Here is a 21,518-nt window from a genome sequence, read left to right as displayed (position 1 = left end):
AACAGTAGGGAGTGAGATTATGGAACAAATTACTGTAAATTTAGGAGAGAGATCTTACCATGTAATGATAGAGGACGGATTGTTGAACGACATCGGTCGCCTCGTGAGACAGCATTTTTCCGGGCACAAGATCATGGTTGTAACCGACGACAATGTGGCGAAATTATATGCCGGTAGGGTGGCAACTAGCCTAGAAAATGCGGGGTTTCAAGCTTTTGTGAAAGAAATTCCAGCGGGCGAATCCAGCAAATCCCTCGCCAGAGCTGAAGCGCTTTATAATGCGGCTCTCGATTGCAGGCTCGACAGAAGCTCCGCCATTCTGGCGCTGGGTGGCGGCGTTGTCGGGGACCTGGCAGGGTTTATTGCAGCCACATACATGAGGGGCATCAGCTACATACAGGTTCCAACCACCCTTCTTTCACAGGTGGACAGCAGCGTGGGAGGCAAGGTAGCGGTGAATCTGCCCAGAGCCAAGAATATAGTCGGAGCCTTTTACCAGCCTTCTCTGGTCGTCATAGATTCGTCCGTCCTGTCAAGCCTTCCTGATAGAGAATTCAGAGAAGGCCTGGCCGAGGTTATAAAATACGGTGTCATAAAAGATGCGGAATTTTTCAGATGGTTGGAGCAAAATGTAAGCAAGCTGAGGCATGGCACATCTAACCTTGTTTATCCCGTAAAGCGATCGTGTGAGATAAAGGCGCGGATCGTATCCGAAGATGAAACCGAACGGGGACTTCGCAGGATTTTGAATTACGGCCACACCGTCGGCCATGCACTGGAGACGGTTTTCGGCTACGGCACTCTGTTGCACGGCGAGGCGGTGGCTCTGGGCATGGTTTTTGAAGCAAAGATAGCCCTCTTGCGGGGGCTTATTGACGAAAGGACTTTTTTGCGCATCGAAGGCCTTGTAAAATCTGCGGTGCCGGTCGAAATGCCGTATAAACCCGATCCGGGCCGCCTTATTGAAATTATGAGTTTCGATAAAAAGAACTTGAATGAAAAGATCGTTTTTATACTGCCTGAAAGTCTGGGCAGGGTCGGTGTTTATACCGATGTGAAAGAAGAGGAAATTTTGCAGGCTATTGTCCCATAGATACCGCAAAACCGCTAAAGTCGTCCCGCTTTCAAGAATCTTTCTGTGCTCTTCGGCTATTTTAAGAATACCTTCAGTGATGAAACCTTCCAGCAATTGAGGATCAACGACTTTGACAGACGCTTCGATTATCATGGCTTCAAGGGCCGGCACGGCAAGAGGGGTCTTCATGGCACTGCTGCCTATGACAAGGGCGGTGTCTTCTTTTTTTATTCTTTTTTGAACAATCCCGGTTAAACCAAATAATATACAATTATGAATGTAAAGTGCTATATTATATGCAACAAATATGAAGTATAAAGCTATATTTATTAAAAATAATATATTCAAATTTTAATCTATCAGGCAGGAATATTTTTAATTATGTAGAATAAATATATTGTATATCACATTCAAACATATATTATATATTATTGCCTTGATATCTTACATCATTAGGAGGTATTTCAATGAGTGAAAAAATCACATTATCGGTAATCAAGGCCGATATCGGGGGATTTGTAGGCCACAGCAGTGTCCATCCGGAGCTTCTGCAGGAAGCTGAGAAGGCTCTGACGGAAAAAGGTGAAGGTTTGCTGGAAGACTTCAGAGTAACCAGCGTGGGTGACGACATCAATCTTATTATGACCCACAGGCAGGGCATAGACAACGAAAGGATACACAAGCTGGCATGGGAAACCTTCCTCGCATGCACTCAAATTGCCAGGAAGCTGAAGCTTTACGGAGCGGGGCAGGATTTGCTCGCCGATGCCTTTTCGGGAAATATTAAAGGTATGGGGCCGGGAGTGGCGGAGATGGAATTTGAGGAACGTCCCAGCGAACCCGTCATAGTTTTCATGGCCGACAAAACCGAGCCCGGCGCCTGGAATCTGCCGCTTTTTAAGATGTTCGCGGACCCTTTCAACACCATTGGTTTGGTTATAGACCCCAAAATGCATGAAGGTTTTGTGTTTGAGATTCTTGACCTGATTGAAAACAAGAAAGTGACTTTTTCCTGCCCGGAGGAATTGTACGATATGCTTGTGTTTCTGGGAGCGGCCAACAGGTATGCGGTCAGGGCCGTTTACCGCAAAAACGGCGAAATAGCCGCGGCATCTTCCACCCAGAGGATGAACCTCATGGCGGGCAGATACGTGGGAAAGGATGACCCGGTGCTATTGGTGCGCTGCCAGAACGGATTTCCAGCTGTGGGGGAAGCCTTGGAACCTTTCGCCAGTCCACACCTGGTGGCGGGCTGGATGCGTGGATCTCATTTTGGCCCGATTGTTCCCGTCTCTCAGAAAGAATCCACCCCTACGCGCTTTGATGGGCCACCAAGAGTCATTGCCCTGGGGTTCCAGTTGGCTGAGGGGAAGCTCATCGGCCCCCAGGACCTCTTCGCCGATGTGGCTTACGACAGGGCAAGGCAAAAAGCTATGGAAATAGCCGATTACCTGCGGAGTTTGGGCCCGTTCGAACCCCACAGGCTGCCTCTGGACGAGATGGAATACACGACTATGCCTCAGGTAATGGAAAAGTTAAAAGATAGGTTCAATTGAATAGAAGCTGGATATAAGGCAGGAGTATAACCTCCTGCCTTTAAATTAAAAGTCGCAGAAAAGATTGATTAAAAGCGGATTTTAGGATGGCAAAAAAACATCCCGCGCGAAAAATATACAAAAAAAGTTATATATATATTTAATGTGAAAATATTCCCGGATAAAAATATTTTGAAAATCTTTCACAAAAAGAAGGAATTTTATATTTAATGTAGAAATAATATAATATTCAAACTGGGTTACCCAGTATACCGACAGGGCGACTCAGTACACCATAAAAAAGGGGGGATGGAGGGTGTGTTATTTCATACGGGATAGAGACGGGCCCGCATGAATAGCTGAAAAATCCGTTGCCGTCTCGAACGCAATGTGTTGAATTAACCCATCAATCGATTAAAGCAGAGGAGGTTAATGTATGGCCGAAAAGCGTGAACAATGGGGCAGCCGGTTGGGATTTATCGCCGCATCCCTCGGAATGGCTGTAGGAACCGGAAACATATGGAGATTCCCGCGGGTGGCTGGAACAAATGACGGCGGGGCGTTCCTGGTCGCATATCTGGTGGCAAACCTCGCATGGGCGATACCGCTGATGATGATGGAACTTTCCATGGGTAAAACCACCAGGTTTGGGACCATAGGAGCGTTCAGAAACTGGCTTGGCCGTGAAAAGACCTGGATGGGAGCCTGGGTCGGCTTTACATGTCTGGGCATAATGTTTTACTATTCGGTTATCCTCGGTTGGGCTCTCAGGTATTTTACCTTCGCGGTCAGCGGCGCCATCCATAAAGGGATGGATTCTGAAGCATTGTGGAATGGATTTATTAATACTCCGTCGCAAACCATATTATTTCATTTAATCGCAATGTTAATCGGAGGATATATCGTATACCGTGGCGTCCAGGCCGGGCTCGAACTTGCCAACAAGATAATGATCCCGACATTATTTATCTGCCTGATAATCGCAGCCGTATGGGCCATATCGAAACCGGGCGCAATTGTTGGCTTGGATTACCTCTTTGTCCCCAAGTGGGCTTCTCTGGGCAATCCCAATGTATGGTTGAATGCCTTTACCCAATCTGCATGGTCTACGGGTGCAGGCTGGGCGCTGATGTTAACTTATGCTGTCTATATGAAGGAAAATGAGGATATAGGCGTCAACAGCTTTATGATAGTTCTCGGCGACGCATCAGCGGCTATCCTTGCAGCCATGTCGGTGCTGCCTACGGTTTTCGCCCTTTCTCCTTCTCCCGATGCAGCGGTTGAAGCTTTGAAAGCTGGAAATACCGGTTTGACCTTTATCTATCTGGCAAAATTATTCCCAACTATGCCTGGTGGAATAATTGTAGCTTCTTTATTCTTCCTCGCTTTGGCTCTTGCAGCCCTTTCATCACTATTGCCTATGATTGAAGTTGGCGTGCGCAATTTCATGGATGCGGGCTTTGACAGGAAGAAAGCTACATTGATTATCTGCATAGGCGGATTTTTACTTGGAGTTCCTTCGGCTTATAAAGTCGACTTCCTCAACAATCAGGATATGGTATGGGGTGTAGGACTTCTTATCAGCGGTCTGATGTTCGCATATGCCGCATATAAGTATGGTATAGACCGCGTCAGAAATGAAATCATAAATAAAACCAGCGATATTTATGTGGGCAAGTGGTGGAACTATTGCATCGGCCTCTTCCCCGTGATGTTTGCTTTCATATTCGGATGGTGGATCTGGCAGGCAATTACATGGTATCCAAATACGTGGTGGAATCCTCTGGAGGTATACAGCCCCGGGACAATGGTGGTTCAATGGGTAATTTCGGCCATCGTCTGGATTGCCCTGAACAACTGGCTTGCCAACTGGATTAAAGGCACCTCTCCCCAACTTTTAGCCATGAATGCAGGGGCAAGCATTAAGGAGGGGAAATAAATGACAGCTCAAACAATAATATGGATGTTAATAATGCTGGTAATATATTTTGGAGGATTTGCATATTTCGCAAATATTGCCGCCTCCAAGGAGAAAACCAAATCTCAGGAATAAAAAGTAATATATTAAAATGTACAGACAGGGGACTTTCGAAAGAAAGTCCCCACGTTTTTTGGATTTAAAGGAAAAATGACATAAGCTGGCGAATATATTGAATCAGCTTGAATCCAGTGCAGGAAATATGTATGAAATTAAAGGGTGGTTTTTATGAATCTGGAGACGGTTAATGTTATCGATAGCGGTACAGGTATCATGTTTCAGAAGGATTTAATAAGAAAAGCCGCGGCGGTTGTTGATTTGAGCAGTGTCAGAGGGGTGCGTTTTTGCGGAGAAATAAAAGATTTTGTTGGGCTGAATCAGAAACTCAACGCCCTCAAATCCGGGATATCCTTTCTGGGGACCGGAGATTTTCACCATCTTTGCCTGCACTTTCTCAATAAACTGCATGCAGAACCGCTTCTGGTACTTTTTGACCACCATTCGGATATGATGGAGCCCTTGCCGGGGACCATAAGCTGCGGGTCCTGGGTTAGAGCGGCTTTAAATAACGGGAGAGTAAAAAAATGCATAGTAGTGGGGCAAAGCGCGAAAGATGAAGCATTTTCCGGCTCAATCGCCGACGGCAAGGCGATCTTTTTTCCCGAAAATATTCCTCATGAAAAAAAAGTGTTGGGGGTAGTAAAAGAACTGATGAAACACGTAGAACCGGTATATATAAGCATAGACAAGGATGTTCTTGCTCCAGGAGAGGCTTATACCAACTGGGACCAGGGGTCATTGAAACTGGAAGAACTCATCGATTTTTTAAAGGTCATCAAAAAGGCGAAAAGCATTGTCGGTGTCGATATCTGCGGAGAATGGCCAGTTCCTCTGGATGAAATTTTCCACACCCGGGATGACAGGGAAAAGATACGGGTAAACCAGGCGGTAAATCTTAAAATATTGGATACCCTGTCAGGGGTAGTGTAATTTTTTAGATATAGTAGTAAAATATGTACGATGACAGATGAATAAATTAAACTTAAGGAGATGATTTTGATGGATTTCAGAGCCGATGTTGGCGTGTTTGGTGGTTCGGGGTTTTACTCTTTTCTGGATGACGTAAGAGAGATAACGGTGGAAACCCCGTACGGCCCCCCCAGCGATAAAATTGCCCTTGCCAGAATAGGCGGCAAGTCCGTAGCATTCCTGCCAAGGCACGGGAAGCACCACACCATTCCGCCCCACATGATAAATTACCGTGCCAATGTATATGCCATGAAGCAATTGGGGGTAACAAGGATTCTGGGTCCCTGCGCATCAGGCAGCCTGCAGCCCCATGTAAAACCCGGAGACTTTGTAATCTGCGACCAGTTTGTAAACCGTACCTGGGGACGCAAAGATACCTTTTACGATGGGCCGATAACCACACACATCGGCGGCGCGGAGCCATACTGCCCGGAGCTGCGCAAAATAGCCATTGAGACGGCAAAAGAAAAAGGCCTGCCTGTGCATGAAAGAGGTACCGTAGTGGTTGTCCAGGGGCCGCGGTTTTCAACGAAGGCTGAGAGCCGGGAATTTTCGAGCCACGGCTGGGAAGTCATAAATATGACTCAGTATCCCGAAGTGGTCCTCGCCCGGGAGATGGAAATCTGCTATGCAAATATCACCCTCATTACGGACTACGACGTGGGCCTTGAAGGGAACACAGACATAGAACCGGTGAGCCATGAGATGGTATTGAAAGTTTTTAACGAAAATATCGGCAAACTGAAAGACTTGCTTTATGATATAATAATGCATATACCTGAAAAAAGAGGCTGCAAGTGCGGCGAAGAACTCAAGAGCGCAAGGATGGCATAAAGAATCGAACCAAAATAAGATTAAAAAAACAGGACAGGTGATCTCATGTTACTCAAACTCAAACAGATGGTGGTAGAATACGGAGAAAAGATTGTGAAAGAAGGCCTGGTGGTGGCCACCTGGGGAAACCTGAGCGCCCGGGAAGAAGATGAGGATTTATTTGTCATTACACCCAGCGGAATGAATTATACCGTGCTGGAGCCGGAAGACATTGTCGCTGTGGATTTCGCTGGAAATCCCGTCGGTCCCGGCAGGAAGCCTTCGGTAGAAACGCCAATGCATGCGGCCATATACAGGGCAAGACCGGATGTAAAAGCCGTGATTCATACTCATAGCACCAACGCCAGCGCATGTGCCGCGTCTAGGACGGAGATACCGTGCATCATGGAGGATATGGCATCCATGGTGGGGGGACCGGTGAAGGTGGCGGAATACGCTCCCACCGGCACCCGGGAGCTGGCCGAAAATGTACTCGCCGCCCTTGAAGACAGAAATGCCGTTATTCTAGCAAATCATGGAGTGGTGACGGTGGGAAGGTGCCTGGAAGAAGCCTTCAAACTGAGTTTGATGGTGGAAAAAACGGCTGAGATATTCATTAAATCAAAGATACTAGGGCAGCCCCATTCCCTGGGCCTGAGCGAAGTGCGCCATTTGAAGGACTTTTATATACGCTGTTACGGACAGGGCAAGAAAGAATGATGCGGCATTGCATAAAAAAAACAATTGTAATATAATAGACAGTGCGGCATTTCGCTGAAAAGGAAGGAGCGGCACATGCGAAAAAGGACTCCTGAAAAAGCTTCTAAAGTCGACTACCGGCTCTTATATAAGAGAAAAATAGTGGACTTTCTGGAATCTTTAAAAGACAAAGAATATACCGTATGGCAGATGAATGAATCCATGAAGAAACTTTTCAGTATGGGAGAACAGGTGGTGCAGGTTTGCCTTTCCAAACTGAGGGAAAACGATGAGGGACTGGCTCCCGTAGTCTGTTATGCTCTTGAGTATGCCGATAACTACGATGTCGTGCCGCCATTGATGGACATACTTATCATGCCGGACATATCGGATAAAGTTAAGGCGAGGATTCTTACGGTGCTGTCCCATTACGGAGTGGATGCGGGAGAACTGCCCTTGGATGTAATAATGAAGGACTTTGACGGGGTTGCTTCCGAATCTCTTACGGAGATGCTGGAGGACATTGAAAAAGATTACTTCCTTATATTGTATATACTTGATGATATGGAAGAATTTTCATCGGAGATGAAATTGTCCTATGTAAGGGATATCGGAGATTTGAAGGACGAGCGGGCTGTGGGGCTTCTAGAGATAATCGCTTTGATGGACGATATTCCACTGGCTCAGGAAGCGGTGAAAGCTCTCGGAAAGATAAAATCCGGCAAGTCCCTTTTTACTCTCAATAAATTATTGAATCGCATAAATGACGACCGGGTAAGGAAAATTGTGGAAAAAGAGACACAGAGATTGAAATTCAGCGGCGTGCAGATGGAGATAACACCGGCTCCGGTGAAACTTTCGGAACCGGTGAAAATAATAATCTCATCAATTGACGGTCTTGGAAGCCGGGCATTATGGATCGCCTGGAAGAACCCTTTAAAGCCCCGGAAACTTACTTCAATGAACCTGCTGTTAAATGTACAGTCGGGAATTAAAGACTGCTGGGGAGTACCGCAGATAACCGCCCGGGAATTTAATTCTTCAGTAAAGGAACTTTCCAAAACTACTCTCATAGCGGAATGCAATATGGATTACGCTGTAGCACTGATAAGGGACGCACTTTTGCGCAATCAGGAAAATGATACGGAAATACCATACCAGTTTTTTTTCTGGAAACATCTTCTGGAACAAAATTATAACTTAAGCCCGGAAGCTTATAAACCTTCCTTTGAAGAATACGATATAAAAGAGATCCTGAATAATGAGGAGTATTTTAAAAAAACTTTTGACCTGTTCAATTATCGAATTTTTGACGACTGGTTCATTGCGGAGCCCAGAGTGTACGACTATGCCGATGAGAACAAATCAAGAAGAGGCTATGTTATAAAAAAAATGACCAGGCAAAAGGCGGAAAAGCTTTTTTCAAAATTTACCCAGGAACTGATCGAGCCTCAGATTAACACGATAAAAAGGATGATGGAACTTTCAGCGGATTTTCTTGATCGAGCGGGTCAAAAAGAACTGGTGAAAATTGTTCTTTCAGCGCTTTTTCATATGAATATAAGTCCCCTTTATTACCATCCGTTTATACAAAGAATGATTATTGAGAGTATCAGGATTGCCCTGAACAACATGAAAAATGGGTTTGACATGAGGGTGAATCCCGATGCGTTTGAATGATATTTTAATGACCTTAGAAAAGGAGGTATAGAATGGGAAAGGATTTTCTGTTTACTTCAGAGTCTGTTACAGAAGGCCATCCCGACAAGATTTGCGACCAGGTTTCAGATGCCATACTGGATGCCATTTTAAAAGAAGACCCCTATGCGCGGGTGGCGTGCGAAACTGCCGTCACCACCGGTCTGGTGATGGTGATGGGGGAAATTACGACGAACTGTTATGTGGACATTCCCAGAATCACCCGGGATACTATCAGGGAGATAGGATACACCCGAGCAAAATTCGGATTTGACTGCGACACATGTGCCGTATTGACTTCGATTGACGACCAGTCTCCGGACATCGCTATAGGAATCGAAAATGCCTACGAGTCGAGAGAAAGCCGGGAAGCCTGTGACGACATTGACAGGATGGGAGCCGGCGACCAGGGCATGATGTTTGGATTTGCTGTGGACGAGACACCGGAGTTTATGCCCCTGCCCATATCCCTGGCCCACAGGCTTGCCCGGCGTCTGGCGGAAGTCAGGAAAAATAAACTGCTTACGTATTTAAGACCTGACGGCAAGACACAGGTAACGGTTCAGTATGCGGATTCAAAACCCGTGAGAGTGGACAAGATAGTGGTATCTGCACAGCATAAGTCATCGGTGGAACTGTCGACTTTAAAAGCCGACATAATCGAGCATGTGATAAAAAAGGTCGTTCCGGAAGGATTAATGGATAGCGCCACCAAAATATATGTGAACCCCACCGGAAGGTTTGTGGTGGGCGGCCCCCACGGGGACTCGGGGCTTACCGGCCGGAAAATTATAGTGGATACTTACGGAGGTTACGCACGACATGGAGGAGGAGCCTTTTCCGGCAAAGATCCCACAAAGGTGGATCGCTCCGCATCTTATGCCGCAAGATATGTGGCCAAGAATGTAGTGGCAGCTGGATTGGCGTCTAGATGCGAGGTACAGGTGGCTTACGCAATCGGAGTTTCCCATCCGGTATCAATCATGGTGGATACTTTCGGCACTGGAGTCATTTCCGACGAAAAGATAAGGAAATTAATCGAAGAAAACTTTGACCTGCGCCCCGGGGCCATAATCCGGGACCTGGACTTGCGAAAGCCCATATATAAACAAGTAGCGTCCTACGGCCATTTTGGAAGGCCCGATCTGGACCTTTCCTGGGAAAGGACCGATAAGGCGGAGATTTTAAGGAAACAAGCAGGCAGCCTGTAAATGGCTGCTATTTTTGTTAAAAAGAAGGGAATATGCTATTTTTGTCGAATATTATCTGAAAAGGGGGTGGCTCATCTGAAAAAAGGTCGGCTGGATATCGCCTACCTGAATAAAGTCATTAATTCCACCATAGAGGCGGTGGAAAAAGGCCAGAATGAAATTTTCAACATAGCCGAGCATTCAAAACGGGAATGTGAAAGGCTTGAAAAAGAGATGTTTCAGGTAAAACAGAAGATAACAGAGACCATAGAAGAGGTCGATGCCCTGGAAAAACAGGAAAAAGCGGCGAGAGCCAGACTCATGATAGTAAGCAGGGATTTCAGGAAATACAGCGAAGACGACATAAAAGCCGCTTACGAAGAAGCAAGGGACATCCAGATAAGGCTCTCGCTGGAAAAAGAAAGGGAAGCACAGCTCAGAGAAAAAAGAGACGACCTTGAGAGAAGCTATAAAAGTATGATGACCATCCTGAATCAGGCAGAACATCTCACCATGCAGGTGGGCGTCGCTCTGAGCTTTCTGAAGGGCAATCTAGAGAATATTTCCGGGCAGCTTACAGATGTATCCCAGAAATGCAATTTTGCATCCCAGATCATCAAAGCGCAGGAAGAAGAACGCAAACGCGTAGCCAGAGATATACACGACGGCCCGGCTCAAACCATGGCCAATGTGATAATCCAGGCCGAAATATGCGAAAAACTTTTTGAAAAAGATGTGGAGAGGGTAAAACGAGAGTTAAAAGAGCTGAAAGAAATTGTAAGAGGCTCTCTAAAGGAACTTCGAAAAATTATTTTTAATTTAAGGCCATCGGCACTGGACGACCTCGGTCTTGAGGCGGTAGTGAGGCGTTCATGTTCCGAATTTCAGGATGACACGGGAATAAATACTGAATTTAAGGTTTTCGGAGATAAAATGAGATTGGATTCCAACATAGAAGTCACTCTTTTCAGGATAATCCAGGAAGCTCTTTCAAATATAAAAAAACACTCAGGTGCGAATAATGCGGTCATAAAGCTTGAAATTGACAATGGCCTGGTTAACCTCATAATTATGGACGACGGCGGCGGATTCCGGTTTAATCCGGCGGCGGATTACTCCAGCGTACATGACAATTTCGGGCTTTTGAGCATAAAAGAACGCACCGAACTTTTAAACGGTTCGCTCAACATTGAAACTGCTCCGGGCAAGGGCACAAAAATTTTTATAACCATTCCCATAAAAGAAAGATGAAGGAGGAAAAAGGAGATGGAAAAAATCTCGGTGGTCCTGGCAGACGACCATGTGCTAGTGCGCAAGGGTTTGAAAAAAATTCTGGAGATGGAAGAAGATATTGAAGTGGTTGGAGAAGCCTCGGATGGTATTTCGGCCATTGAAGAAGTCAGGGCAAAAAAGCCTCGGGTGGTCTTACTGGATATTAATATGCCGAAAATGAACGGCATAGAGGTCACAAAAATTTTAAAAAAGGAACGGTTGGACACGAAAATGGTGATCCTCACTATATACGATGATAGGGAGTATCTTCTTGAGCTCATAAAAATGGGGGTTTTCGGTTATATATTAAAAGATATAGATCCGCAGGGCCTGATTGATGCAGTGAGATCCGTAAGCCGCGGGGAAACGTACATTCAGCCCACCCTTACCCGGGCGCTGATAGCCGAATACAACCGCATGACCCAGCCGGTGGCCGGCGCTAAAAAACCATTAACAGCCAGGGAAAAAGAAGTTATGGCGTATATAGCCGATGGCCTGAACAACAATGAGATATCAAGTAAACTCAACATAAGTGAAAAGACCGTAAAAAACCATGTGAGCAGCATTTTGAGAAAATTAAATCTTCAGGACCGCACTCAGGTGGCGGTGTTCGCGCTAAAGAACAAACTGGTATAGTAACGGCTTCGCCCCCATCCGAATAAAATGAATATATATATGCTGGGGTGGGGGTATGAATATGCAAATCGACATTAAAATCATCTGCCTGTCGACGCTGGCCGTTTTCGGATTGTTCTGCCTGCTTCAGGGTTTTTGTTCGGCATTTTTCCACAAAAAAATCGCAATATATCCTGAAACGGTAATTATTGTAAAAAATGCGCAGGAAAAAATAGAAGGCATTGTCAGGAACTTTTACAGGCGCCACCATTTCAATAGTGCGAATGAGCTCTGGATCGTGGATGGCGGTTCTTCAGACGAGACAACGGCCATACTGGAAAAATTGTCGCTTGAATTTGCCGGATTGAATGCGCTGCTGCTTCCGGACCTGCCTGCAAAGGCATGCATGCAGGAAGTTTTAAAATATGTGGATAAGCCGGTGATACTCATGGTCGATTCAACGGCGTACACCGGAAACATTGACGACATTTTTCTATCAAGAACTGAAAAGTGTCGAAATGGGTCTAAAATACTATAAAAATTAGGACAACCGAGTGATATCAATTTTTTCCAATACAACTTATAATTATACTTGTAAAAGCCCTATTTCTTCTCAAAGTTTTACCCCTTAGTTCTTTTTATGCCCCCCTTTCTTTCGTGGTGTTGACCCTGAGATTTTTGGGGTCTTTTTTTTTTGAATAAAAAAAGGAAAAATACTATTTGTGTAGAATATATATAAAAAATTATTGTGGGGGCATATATATTTATGGTTTGTGTTAAGAAATATGCCTTATCAACCGCCTTTCTCGGATTCGGGATACTGTTTGTCTCAATATATATTTATGGCTTTACAATACATGAATCATGGGAAAATTTTCTTGTATTTCTAATACTTATGATCATATCGGAATTTAATTACATTCGCATAAACCGGGGTTTTTTAACCATGGAGTTCGGCTTCGTATACGCGTCCGTCATAATTTTCGGTCCCGTGCCCGCCGCGGTCATGAAGTTTCTCAGCACCATTATTGTCCAGAGCTTTCAACGCAGGAACTATGAATTCCGGGAAAAGGTGCCGATCATCTTATTTGTGACAGGTCAGTATATGCTGAGTTTTTTTGGCGCCCTTGGAATGTATTTTGTTTTCGCAAAAATAATTCCCGAAAGCGTATCGATTCACGAAGCCGTAGCCAGAGGCGCAGGGATACTGACATACTTCCTCATAAACAATGCTATGGTGGAAGCTTATATAGATCTGGAAAGACATAACAGACTATTTCTAAAACTGGGTCAGTCTTTAATGAATGATGCCGCTACCTATGTAATAGCGTTGCCGGCGGGTATAATAATGTCGGAAACTTATAAATACTTCGGATTTTATTCGGTGTTTGCCGTTTTTTTCCCTTACATGATAGCGGTATATATATACCGGTTCTACATGAACCTGATTGCAACTAACCGTGAACTTCGCGCCCTCTATGACGTGGCGGCGACCATGACTTCCACGCTGGATATGGACGAGGTGCTGGAAATAGTGCTGGCGTCCATAACAGATTTAGCTCCCTGGGATACCGCATGCCTTTACGTATACCAGCACGACGCTCTGGTGCCCGCATTATATGACGGTATTGACGATATCAGGTTTAAAGAAGTGAGGATAAGGCCGGGAGAAGGAATTACCGGTTCCAGTCTTTTAAGAGGAAAGGGGGAAATTGTAAATAATTGTCAGGACGATCCCAGGTATTTACGTTTAGCCGGCCTTCCGGAAAATACCAGATCCATGATGACGGTTCCACTGATAAGCGGTAGCGAATACATCGGGGCTATTTCCCTTACTAGTTCGAAAAACTATATTTATACAGAGAAAAACCTTACATTGATGAGCATACTGGCAAATCAGGCTGCGGTGGCTATTTCCAATGCCAGGCTGTTCGGCAGGACTGCCCGGATGGCCGTAACGGACGGCCTTACAAAGCTTTATAACTATAGATACATATATGATGAGCTGGAGCGTCAGGTAGGCAGGGTAAAAAGCAACGGAGGCGTTTTCAGCCTCATCATTATAGACATAGACCATTTCAAAGACTTCAATGATATGTACGGCCATCTTACGGGCGATAATATATTGCAAAATCTGGCGGCGGTATTAAAGAGCAATGTGCGTGAAAAAGATGTGGTGGGGCGTTACGGCGGCGAAGAGTTCGCCATCATTCTGCCGGATATTTCTTCATCGGAAGCACTGTGCATTGCCGAAAGGATTAGGCAGGTGGTGGAGAAGACCGAACTCGCGAAGACCGTTTCAGGCAAGAGCCTGTATATAACTGTAAGCGCAGGCGTGGCATCCTATCCCGACGACGCCCTCTCGGTGGAGGATCTGGTGAAAAAGGCGGACAGCGCCCTTCTGTTCGGAGCAAAGCAGGACGGCAGGAACAAGGTGGTCCGGTTTAAAGGCAGATGTTAGTCACATTCGCATTGGGGATTTCAGCACATCGAAGATTACATCCCACACGGCGGGAACTTCAAAGCCTTTTCTCCAGGCGGCGGCTCCCGCAAGGTTATATTTTTTCACCAACGAAGCCTTTAGTTGTATGGACTTTTCATCTTCAAGCCATATCTTGTAAACAGAATCTCCTTTGGTGTAATATGCGTAATTCTGCCCGGCGGTTTCATCCCATGACACCCGGGCTTTATTTTTTTCCAGGGTTTGTTGCGCCTGGACCATGGATAGGGTTTTGGATTTTACCACGGTTGTCCCGTCGGGCCCCGGGCTCTCCTCCCACTCGCGGGTATAGAAGGGCAGGCCCAGAATTACTTTTTCCGGCGGAACATCTTCCAAAAGCGTCTTTATTCCCTTTTCCACCCACCCTATCGAAGCCACCGAGCCGCTTTTAGGGCTTGCGGCCCAGTGTTCGTCATATGCCATCAAAATCAGATAGTCCACGGTTTTACCGAGCTCCACTCTATCATAGCACAGTGACCAGTTGGGACTCTGAGATTTTACAGTAATATCCTGGGAAACGGTGATGCCGGCTTCATGCATTACGGGCACGAGTTCCCGCATAAACTGCACAAGCAGGCGTTTGTCTTCAATGTTAATGTTTTCAAAATCGATATTTATGCCGTCCAGATGAAAAAGCTCCGCATACATGAGAATCTGTCGTATGATGTTTTCCCGGGCGTCAGAACTTTTGAGAAATTCATGAGTCACTTTTGGATCAAAATTGTTGTCTATCAGCGCCCATACTGCAAGATTGTTTCTGTGAGCCCATTCTATATATGAAATGTCCGCCTTGCTCTCAATGGTGCCTTTGCCGTCGACAATGGAAAACCAGGTGGGGGAAATTATATCAAGACCTTTAGGGGCTTTTTCCCGGCGGATGTTGAAAGCAGCGCTGTGAATATAATCCCACACCATATTGAGTTTTCCTCGACCGAAATTTGGCACAAACTTTTCCGGAGTTTTTTGCAGCCTGTAATCCATTTCAAAAACCTCCAGTTTTTTCCCGGGAACAAAACCAATAATCCCATCCCGCGTCCTCACCTGGTACCAGCCCTGGTCGTAATCGAACAAAGCAAGGCTATCTCCCGCACCGATTTTTGCAACATCGGGCGAAAACCATGAAGGAAAAAGTTTCACGGCCACTTCCCTGCCGATGGCCCGGGCCATTTTCCTTGCTGGCAGCTTGCGGTCGATTATTATCCTGTTTTCATTAACCGTACGGATATCAACATTATATAGCTCTTCCAGAAGCCTTATTGGTATGTAAGGCTGTTTTATAACTTTTACCGGGAAGGAAATTTCAACAGGTTTTGTGTTTATGATGGCTGTAAGGCTGTCGGTTTTCAGACGGACCGTCTTGTCGTATGTGGTGATGGTGACCTTGTTTTCTCCCGGGTCCCAGTATATATACGGGTCAAGATTTTCTTTCAATATATTATATGACACAAGTATATTTCCGTTCTCTATTATGAAAGGTTCATCTTCGAAAACTTTATTCTCAAAAATCAGGACGGGTTTATCCTCCGAATACACCCGAACCGAATAAAGACTTGTAAACAGCAGAATGTAAAATACCGCTCCCGATGAAAGAAGTAAAGCCAAAAAAATTTTTCGTAAAGGTGGCATAAAATCCTCCCTGGCGCCGGGCCATTTCCGGCAGCGGACATATTTTCTGCACAAATCAAAACGCTACAACACCTTATTCGACAAAAATATGCTTTTTCCTCTTTTTTGGTACCAGGGAAATCGAGACAGGAAAGCGGAGAATCGAACAACCAAATACTCGAACTTCGAAAATTGAAAGCTGTGTTGCGCTGCACGTGAAAAAATGGTACAATTTAACGCAGAATATCCCTGAAACTTCCGAAAAAGGCTTTTTAGGAGTGGGCGTATGGTCGAGATGGAAGGTGTTGTGGAAAGGGTTTCCTACCACGACGAGGAAAGCTGCTTCACAGTTGCGAAGGTTTCGGTAAAAGAAAACCATGATCTGGTGACGGCGGTTGGATATTTTCCGTGCATAGAAGTGGGCGAAGTCCTGAAACTGAGGGGCAGGTGGGTGATGCACAAAGACTATGGTTACCAGCTCAGGGTGGAATATTACGAAAGCCTTATACCCGCAAATGTGAAGGATATAGAAAACTACCTGGCATCCGGCATAATTCGCGGCATAGGACCGGTTACTGCCAGAAAAATCGTTGAAAAATTTAAGGAGAAGTCACTGGAGATTCTGGCGGCATCCCCCGAAGAACTTCTTAAAATAGACGGTATCGGGCAAAAAAGGATGGAAATGATAGCTGAATCCTATCGGGAACAGCAGGAGACCCGGGAGATAATGCTGTTTTTACAGCAGTACGGCATCGGACCGGGAGTGGCGGTCAGAGTGTACAGAAATTACAGGGAAAAATCTATAGAAGTGCTGAAGGAAAACCCCTACCGCCTGGCGGATGAGGTATACGGAATAGGATTTAAGACCGCCGATAAGATAGCCAGAATGATGGGAATTCAGATGGATTCTCCCGAAAGGCTTTGCGCCGGTTTGAAATACACCCTTTATAAAGCGGCGGATGAGGGCCACGTTTTTATGCCAAGAGAAGAGCTCATGCGCAAGGCCGTAGAATTACTGGAAATACGGGATGAAGCACCTTTAAATCAGGCGCTGGCTGCATTGCAGGAAAGACAGGATGTAATAGTGGAGAAGGCCTGGGGCAGAGAAGACATTTATCTCGCGCCGTTTTTCATATCGGAAAAATCTGTGGCAAGACGCCTTTTTTTACTGGCCGCCATGATGAGAAAGCCTCTGGAAATTTCCGACAAACAGATAGACTGTATAGAGCAAAAGTGTTCCATAAAGCTCGCGAAAAAACAGCGGGAGGCACTGGAAAAGGCCGCTTCTTCCGGCGTTCTTGTGATTACCGGAGGCCCGGGCACGGGCAAAACTACCACCGTGAAGAGCCTTATTGAATTTTTCAGAGGCCAAAAACTCAAAGTAGCTCTGACAGCTCCCACTGGAAGGGCCGCCAAGCGAATGGCAGAAGCCACCGGCCATGAGGCCAGAACTATCCATCGACTCCTGGAATACAAAGCATACGAAGAAGGCGGCATGGCCTTCGGCAAGAATCAGGATGAACCCCTGGACGAAGATGTGATTATCGTCGATGAGACATCCATGGTGGATGTTATCCTGATGCACCACCTGCTTTCGGCTCTGAAGCCCGGAGCAAGGCTGATCCTGGTGGGCGACAAGGATCAGCTGCCCTCAGTGGGACCGGGCAGCGTGCTCCGGGAAATCATTTCCAGCGGAAGGGTGCCTGTGGTGGTGCTGGACGAGATTTTCCGCCAGGCTCGGGAGAGCATGATAGTGGTAAACGCTCACAGGATAAATAACGGCCTCTTTCCTTATCTCAATGTGAAGGGCAGGGATTTTTTCTTCGAACAGGTGATACCCCCCGAAGAAATTTTAAACACCGTTCTTTCGCTGGTCAAGACAAGGCTTCCGGCATACGCCGGATTTGATCCAATGGAAGATATTCAGGTCATAACTCCCATGAAAAAAGGAATCGTCGGAGTAATGAACCTGAATGAAAAGCTCCAGCAACTGTTGAATCCTCCAGATTCTGCAAAAAAAGAATGGCGTTTTCGTTCAACCACTTTTCGGGAAGGCGACAGGGTGATGCAGATTAAAAACAATTACGACAAAGAAGTGTTCAACGGCGATCTGGGCAGGATAATTAAAATCGATGAAGAGGGCAGGATTCTGGTGGCTTTTGCGGAGCCCGGCCAGGACCGGGAGGTAATCTACCAGTCACAGGACCTGGAAGAACTCAGCCTGGCTTATGCCCTTTCGGTGCACAAGAGCCAGGGCAGCGAATTTTCGGCGGTGGTGATGCCCGTCACCACGCAGCACTATGTGATGCTGCAGAGAAACCTGCTCTATACCGCCGTCACCCGCGCAAAAAAGCTTCTGGTGCTGGTGGGCACAAAACAGGCCTTAAACATAGCCATACGAAATAACAGGGCCATGGCGCGTTACAGCCGGCTGGCGGATAGATTAATGGAGGAATTCGATGGCGCGAGGTAAACGGTGCCTTTTGCCATCTTCGGCAGCGGACTTAGTTTTTACACAGGAAACATTTTTATTATTTTTATTATATTGAAAAAAGGGGGTTCACAAATGCCCAAGAGTCAAGAGTTAGAACAAAAGCTGCAACGATTAAAATTAATAATAAAAAGCCTATCCAGTGTAGCAGTGGCATTTTCCGGAGGTGTAGACAGCACCTTTTTGTTAAAAGTCTGTCTGGAAGTTCTAGGAAGCGATAATGTCCTGGCGGTGACGGCAAAATCCGCTACATATCCCGAAAGGGAATTGCAGGATGCTGTGAGCCTTGCCAGCATGCTTGGAGCCCGCCACAAAATAATTGAGTCCGAGGAACTGGAAATCCCGGGCTTTTCTGATAACCCCCCTGAAAGGTGCTACTACTGTAAAAGGGAACTTTTTGGGAAATTGATGGATACTGCCCGCAGTGAAGGCTTGAATTTTGTGGTGGATGGCTCCAATTTTGACGATACCGGGGATTTTCGCCCTGGAATGCGGGCCGTTGCCGAACTGGGGGTAAGAAGTCCGCTGAAGGAAGCGGGCTTTACAAAAGACGATATAAGGGCCCTTTCAAAAGAGACGGGGCTTCCCACGTGGAACAAACCCTCCTTTGCATGCCTTTCATCGAGATTTCCTTACGGTGAAAAAATTACCCGGGAAAAACTTGAAAGGGTAGCCCGAGCCGAGGAAATATTGAGAGCCCTTGGATTTTCCCAGTACAGGGTAAGGAGCCACCGCGACATAGCCCGCATTGAGGTGGAACCCGGAGAAATGGGCCGTTTTTTTGACAGCCGATTGCGGGAGAAGGTGGCAATGAAGATAAAACAGACGGGTTTTAAATATGTGACGCTCGATCTTCTGGGATACAGGACTGGCAGTATGAACGAAGTTTTAAAAGACGAGCAAAAGGCCGCCTGGAAAAATTAGATGGGGGAATGAGCAATTTTGGATAGAATCATAGAAATCCTCGAAAAATATAAAAATAATGAAATCACCCTTGAAAAAGCCATAGAAAACCTTCAGGTTTTCCCATACGAAAACCTGGGTTTTGCCATGATTGACCATCACCGGACTTTAAGGCGAGGCGTGCCCGAAGTCATTTTTTGCCAGGGCAAGACTCTGCCCCGCATAGTCGAAATCGTTCGGCATATGCTCGATAAAAGCGCGGTCATCATGGGGACACGGGCGGATAAAAACATCTTTGAAGAAGTAAAAAAAATTGCCCCCGATGCAAAATACTATGATGATGCCAGGATTTTCCTGATAGAGCGGGAAAAATTGCCGCAGAATAAAGGTGTTATAGCCGTGGTTTCTGCAGGAACTTCCGATATCCCCGTTGCCGAAGAGGCCGCCGTTACCGCCGAAGTCTTTGGGAATAAGGTGGAAAGGCTCTATGACGTAGGCGTGGCTGGAATACATCGGCTTTTTATGAATATGGATGTCCTGCACAAAGCCCAGGTGATCATAGTGGTAGCGGGCATGGAAGGGGCTCTGGCCAGCGTGGTGGCGGGACTTGTTGCCAAACCTGTCATAGCTGTTCCTACCAGTGTGGGTTATGGCGCAAGCTTTCACGGACTTTCGGCGCTCTTGACCATGCTGAATTCCTGCGCCGGAGGCATCACCGTGGTCAATATCGACAACGGCTTTGGAGCGGGATTCGCCGCCCATCAGATAAACCGGCTGGGAGGCTAAAGGGAAGCGGGACCACATGCCTTGCGGCGTTGAAATTGAAATTTAAAGAAAAGGAGGTCGGGGAGCGTTTCAAAACGCGCCCGAAATGACATGAGAACGTTATATCTTGACTGTTTCTCCGGTATCAGCGGGGACATGTTCCTGGGGGCTATACTGGACCTGGGCCTTGATGAGAAACAATTTCTGGATGAACTGCACAAACTACCCCTGGAAGGCTATGAAATAAAAATAAAAAAATCCGAAAGCGGAGGCATAAACGGTACCGATGTACATGTTATTGCTCATGAACAACATCCCCATAGAGGATTGAAACACATATATGAAATAATCGATAACAGCGGCCTCAAACCTGAGGTAAAGCAAAAGAGCAAGGACGCTTTTTTGAAGCTTGCCGTGGCCGAAGGCAAAATCCACGGCAAATCCCCCGAGCAAATACACTTCCATGAAGTGGGGGCAGTGGATTCCATTGTGGATATAGTCGGCGCCCACATATTGATGGATATGCTGAAGCCGGACAGAATCTGCGCATCCCCCGTGAACGTGGGTTCCGGCACCGTAGAATGCACCCACGGCGTACTGCCCGTCCCAGCTCCGGCCACGGTGGAATTGCTGCAGGGAGCGCCGGTATATTCCAGAGGCGAAGCAGGAGAACTTACCACTCCAACGGGGGCACTGCTGATAACAACATTTGTCCATCAATTCGGACCAATGCCCCTTGGGACCATAGAAAAAACCGGCTACGGCATGGGCAAAGCCAGGCGCAGCTGCCCCAATGTGCTCAGGGCCGTACTGCTGAAGCAGGATGAAAAATGGCGGGACGATGGGTGCATAGCGGCGCCGGAATTTGCAGGCGGATCTTCATGCGACGGCTTCGACCGTGACCGGGTGGCGGTGCTGGAAGCCAACATCGACGACATGAATCCTCAATTTTACGACGAAGTGATGGACAGCCTTCTGGCCAAAGGCGCGCTGGATGTGTTCCTCACACCGATAATAATGAAAAAAACCCGCCCGGCCGTGAAACTGACATGCATATGCCCGGAGGCCAAAAAGAACCTACTGGCCGAATCAATCCTGAAGGATACGACCACCATTGGCGTGAGGGAAATTGAGATGGACCGCACCAAGCTTTTCAGGGAAATAAGGCAGGTGAATACACCTTTTGGAAACGTGAGAGTGAAGATTTCCAGAAAAGGTGATGAAATAATTAAAAAAACTCCGGAATATGAAGATTTAAAAAAACTTGCCCAAGAAAAGGGTATGCCTATGAACAAAATTTCCACAGAAATATTAAAATTCATCGAATGAGTCAGGGGACGGTTCCTTGAC

General features: G+C 46.4%; 17 protein-coding genes. 16 read left to right on the top strand and 1 reads right to left on the bottom strand.

The window, feature by feature from the left end:
* Nucleotides 1–19: 19 nt before the first annotated feature.
* The 12 genes from aroB to AC6I1H_RS07270 all read left to right on the top strand — a co-directional run bounded on the left by aroB (nt 20) and on the right by AC6I1H_RS07270 (nt 14,365).
* The gene (gene aroB / locus AC6I1H_RS07325) at nt 20–1,093 is read left to right on the top strand and encodes a 3-dehydroquinate synthase (protein ID WP_497740303.1); all 1,074 of its coding nucleotides are present in this window, start codon (nt 20–22) and stop codon (nt 1,091–1,093) included.
* Between the two features lie 449 nt (nt 1,094–1,542).
* Complete coding sequence (fbp, locus tag AC6I1H_RS07320; protein ID WP_497740302.1) at nt 1,543–2,631, top strand: fructose-1,6-bisphosphate aldolase/phosphatase; 1,089 nt, start codon at nt 1,543–1,545, stop codon at nt 2,629–2,631.
* A 415-nt stretch (nt 2,632–3,046) separates the two neighbouring features.
* Entirely contained in the window at nt 3,047–4,549 is a 1,503-nt protein-coding gene (locus AC6I1H_RS07315) for a sodium-dependent transporter (RefSeq protein WP_497740301.1), read from the top strand.
* A gap of 267 nt (nt 4,550–4,816) precedes the next feature.
* On the top strand, nt 4,817–5,578 hold the full coding sequence (locus tag AC6I1H_RS07310; RefSeq protein WP_497740300.1) for an arginase family protein: 762 nt from the start codon (nt 4,817–4,819) through the stop codon (nt 5,576–5,578).
* 69 nt (nt 5,579–5,647) lie between these two features.
* Nucleotides 5,648–6,451, top strand: a complete 804-nt coding sequence (locus AC6I1H_RS07305; protein ID WP_497740299.1) for an S-methyl-5'-thioadenosine phosphorylase — start codon at nt 5,648–5,650, stop codon at nt 6,449–6,451.
* A gap of 45 nt (nt 6,452–6,496) precedes the next feature.
* Complete coding sequence (locus AC6I1H_RS07300) at nt 6,497–7,150, top strand: class II aldolase/adducin family protein (protein WP_497740298.1); 654 nt, start codon at nt 6,497–6,499, stop codon at nt 7,148–7,150.
* Nucleotides 7,151–7,225: 75 nt separating this feature from the next.
* Nucleotides 7,226–8,809 carry a HEAT repeat domain-containing protein gene (locus AC6I1H_RS07295; protein WP_497740297.1) on the top strand — a complete coding sequence of 528 codons (1,584 nt, stop codon included), beginning with the start codon at nt 7,226–7,228 and terminating at the stop codon, nt 8,807–8,809.
* A 32-nt stretch (nt 8,810–8,841) separates the two neighbouring features.
* Nucleotides 8,842–10,038, top strand: coding sequence for a methionine adenosyltransferase (gene metK / locus AC6I1H_RS07290; RefSeq protein WP_497740295.1), 1,197 nt, complete (start codon nt 8,842–8,844; stop codon nt 10,036–10,038).
* 66 nt (nt 10,039–10,104) lie between these two features.
* Nucleotides 10,105–11,268, top strand: a complete 1,164-nt coding sequence (locus AC6I1H_RS07285) for a sensor histidine kinase (RefSeq protein ID WP_497740294.1) — start codon at nt 10,105–10,107, stop codon at nt 11,266–11,268.
* Between the two features lie 15 nt (nt 11,269–11,283).
* The gene (locus tag AC6I1H_RS07280; RefSeq protein ID WP_497740293.1) at nt 11,284–11,925 is read left to right on the top strand and encodes a response regulator; all 642 of its coding nucleotides are present in this window, start codon (nt 11,284–11,286) and stop codon (nt 11,923–11,925) included.
* Between the two features lie 61 nt (nt 11,926–11,986).
* On the top strand, nt 11,987–12,442 hold the full coding sequence (locus AC6I1H_RS07275; protein WP_497740292.1) for a glycosyltransferase family 2 protein: 456 nt from the start codon (nt 11,987–11,989) through the stop codon (nt 12,440–12,442).
* Between the two features lie 228 nt (nt 12,443–12,670).
* Nucleotides 12,671–14,365 carry a diguanylate cyclase gene (locus AC6I1H_RS07270; RefSeq protein ID WP_497740291.1) on the top strand — a complete coding sequence of 565 codons (1,695 nt, stop codon included), beginning with the start codon at nt 12,671–12,673 and terminating at the stop codon, nt 14,363–14,365.
* On the opposite strand, the gene AC6I1H_RS07265 is transcribed toward AC6I1H_RS07270, so the two are convergent.
* Complete coding sequence (locus tag AC6I1H_RS07265) at nt 14,366–16,030, bottom strand: glycosyl hydrolase family 18 protein (protein WP_497740290.1); 1,665 nt, start codon at nt 16,028–16,030, stop codon at nt 14,366–14,368. It lies immediately after the preceding gene.
* 265 nt (nt 16,031–16,295) lie between these two features.
* Between AC6I1H_RS07265 and recD2 the strand changes: the two genes are divergently transcribed.
* The 4 genes from recD2 (at nt 16,296) to larC (ending at nt 21,497) form a co-directional block, all read left to right on the top strand.
* Nucleotides 16,296–18,482 carry an SF1B family DNA helicase RecD2 gene (gene recD2 / locus AC6I1H_RS07260; protein WP_497740289.1) on the top strand — a complete coding sequence of 729 codons (2,187 nt, stop codon included), beginning with the start codon at nt 16,296–16,298 and terminating at the stop codon, nt 18,480–18,482.
* A gap of 93 nt (nt 18,483–18,575) precedes the next feature.
* A complete protein-coding gene (gene larE, locus AC6I1H_RS07255) occupies nt 18,576–19,424 on the top strand; it encodes an ATP-dependent sacrificial sulfur transferase LarE (protein ID WP_497740288.1) in 849 nt (282 codons plus the stop codon).
* A gap of 18 nt (nt 19,425–19,442) precedes the next feature.
* Complete coding sequence (larB, locus tag AC6I1H_RS07250; RefSeq protein WP_497740287.1) at nt 19,443–20,189, top strand: nickel pincer cofactor biosynthesis protein LarB; 747 nt, start codon at nt 19,443–19,445, stop codon at nt 20,187–20,189.
* 90 nt (nt 20,190–20,279) lie between these two features.
* Nucleotides 20,280–21,497, top strand: coding sequence for a nickel pincer cofactor biosynthesis protein LarC (gene larC / locus AC6I1H_RS07245; RefSeq protein WP_497740286.1), 1,218 nt, complete (start codon nt 20,280–20,282; stop codon nt 21,495–21,497).
* The last annotated feature ends 21 nt before the right edge of the window (nt 21,498–21,518 follow it).

Source organism: Biomaibacter sp. TOL, from assembly GCF_059717795.1.
This window is presented reverse-complemented; position numbering and strand designations above follow the sequence as displayed.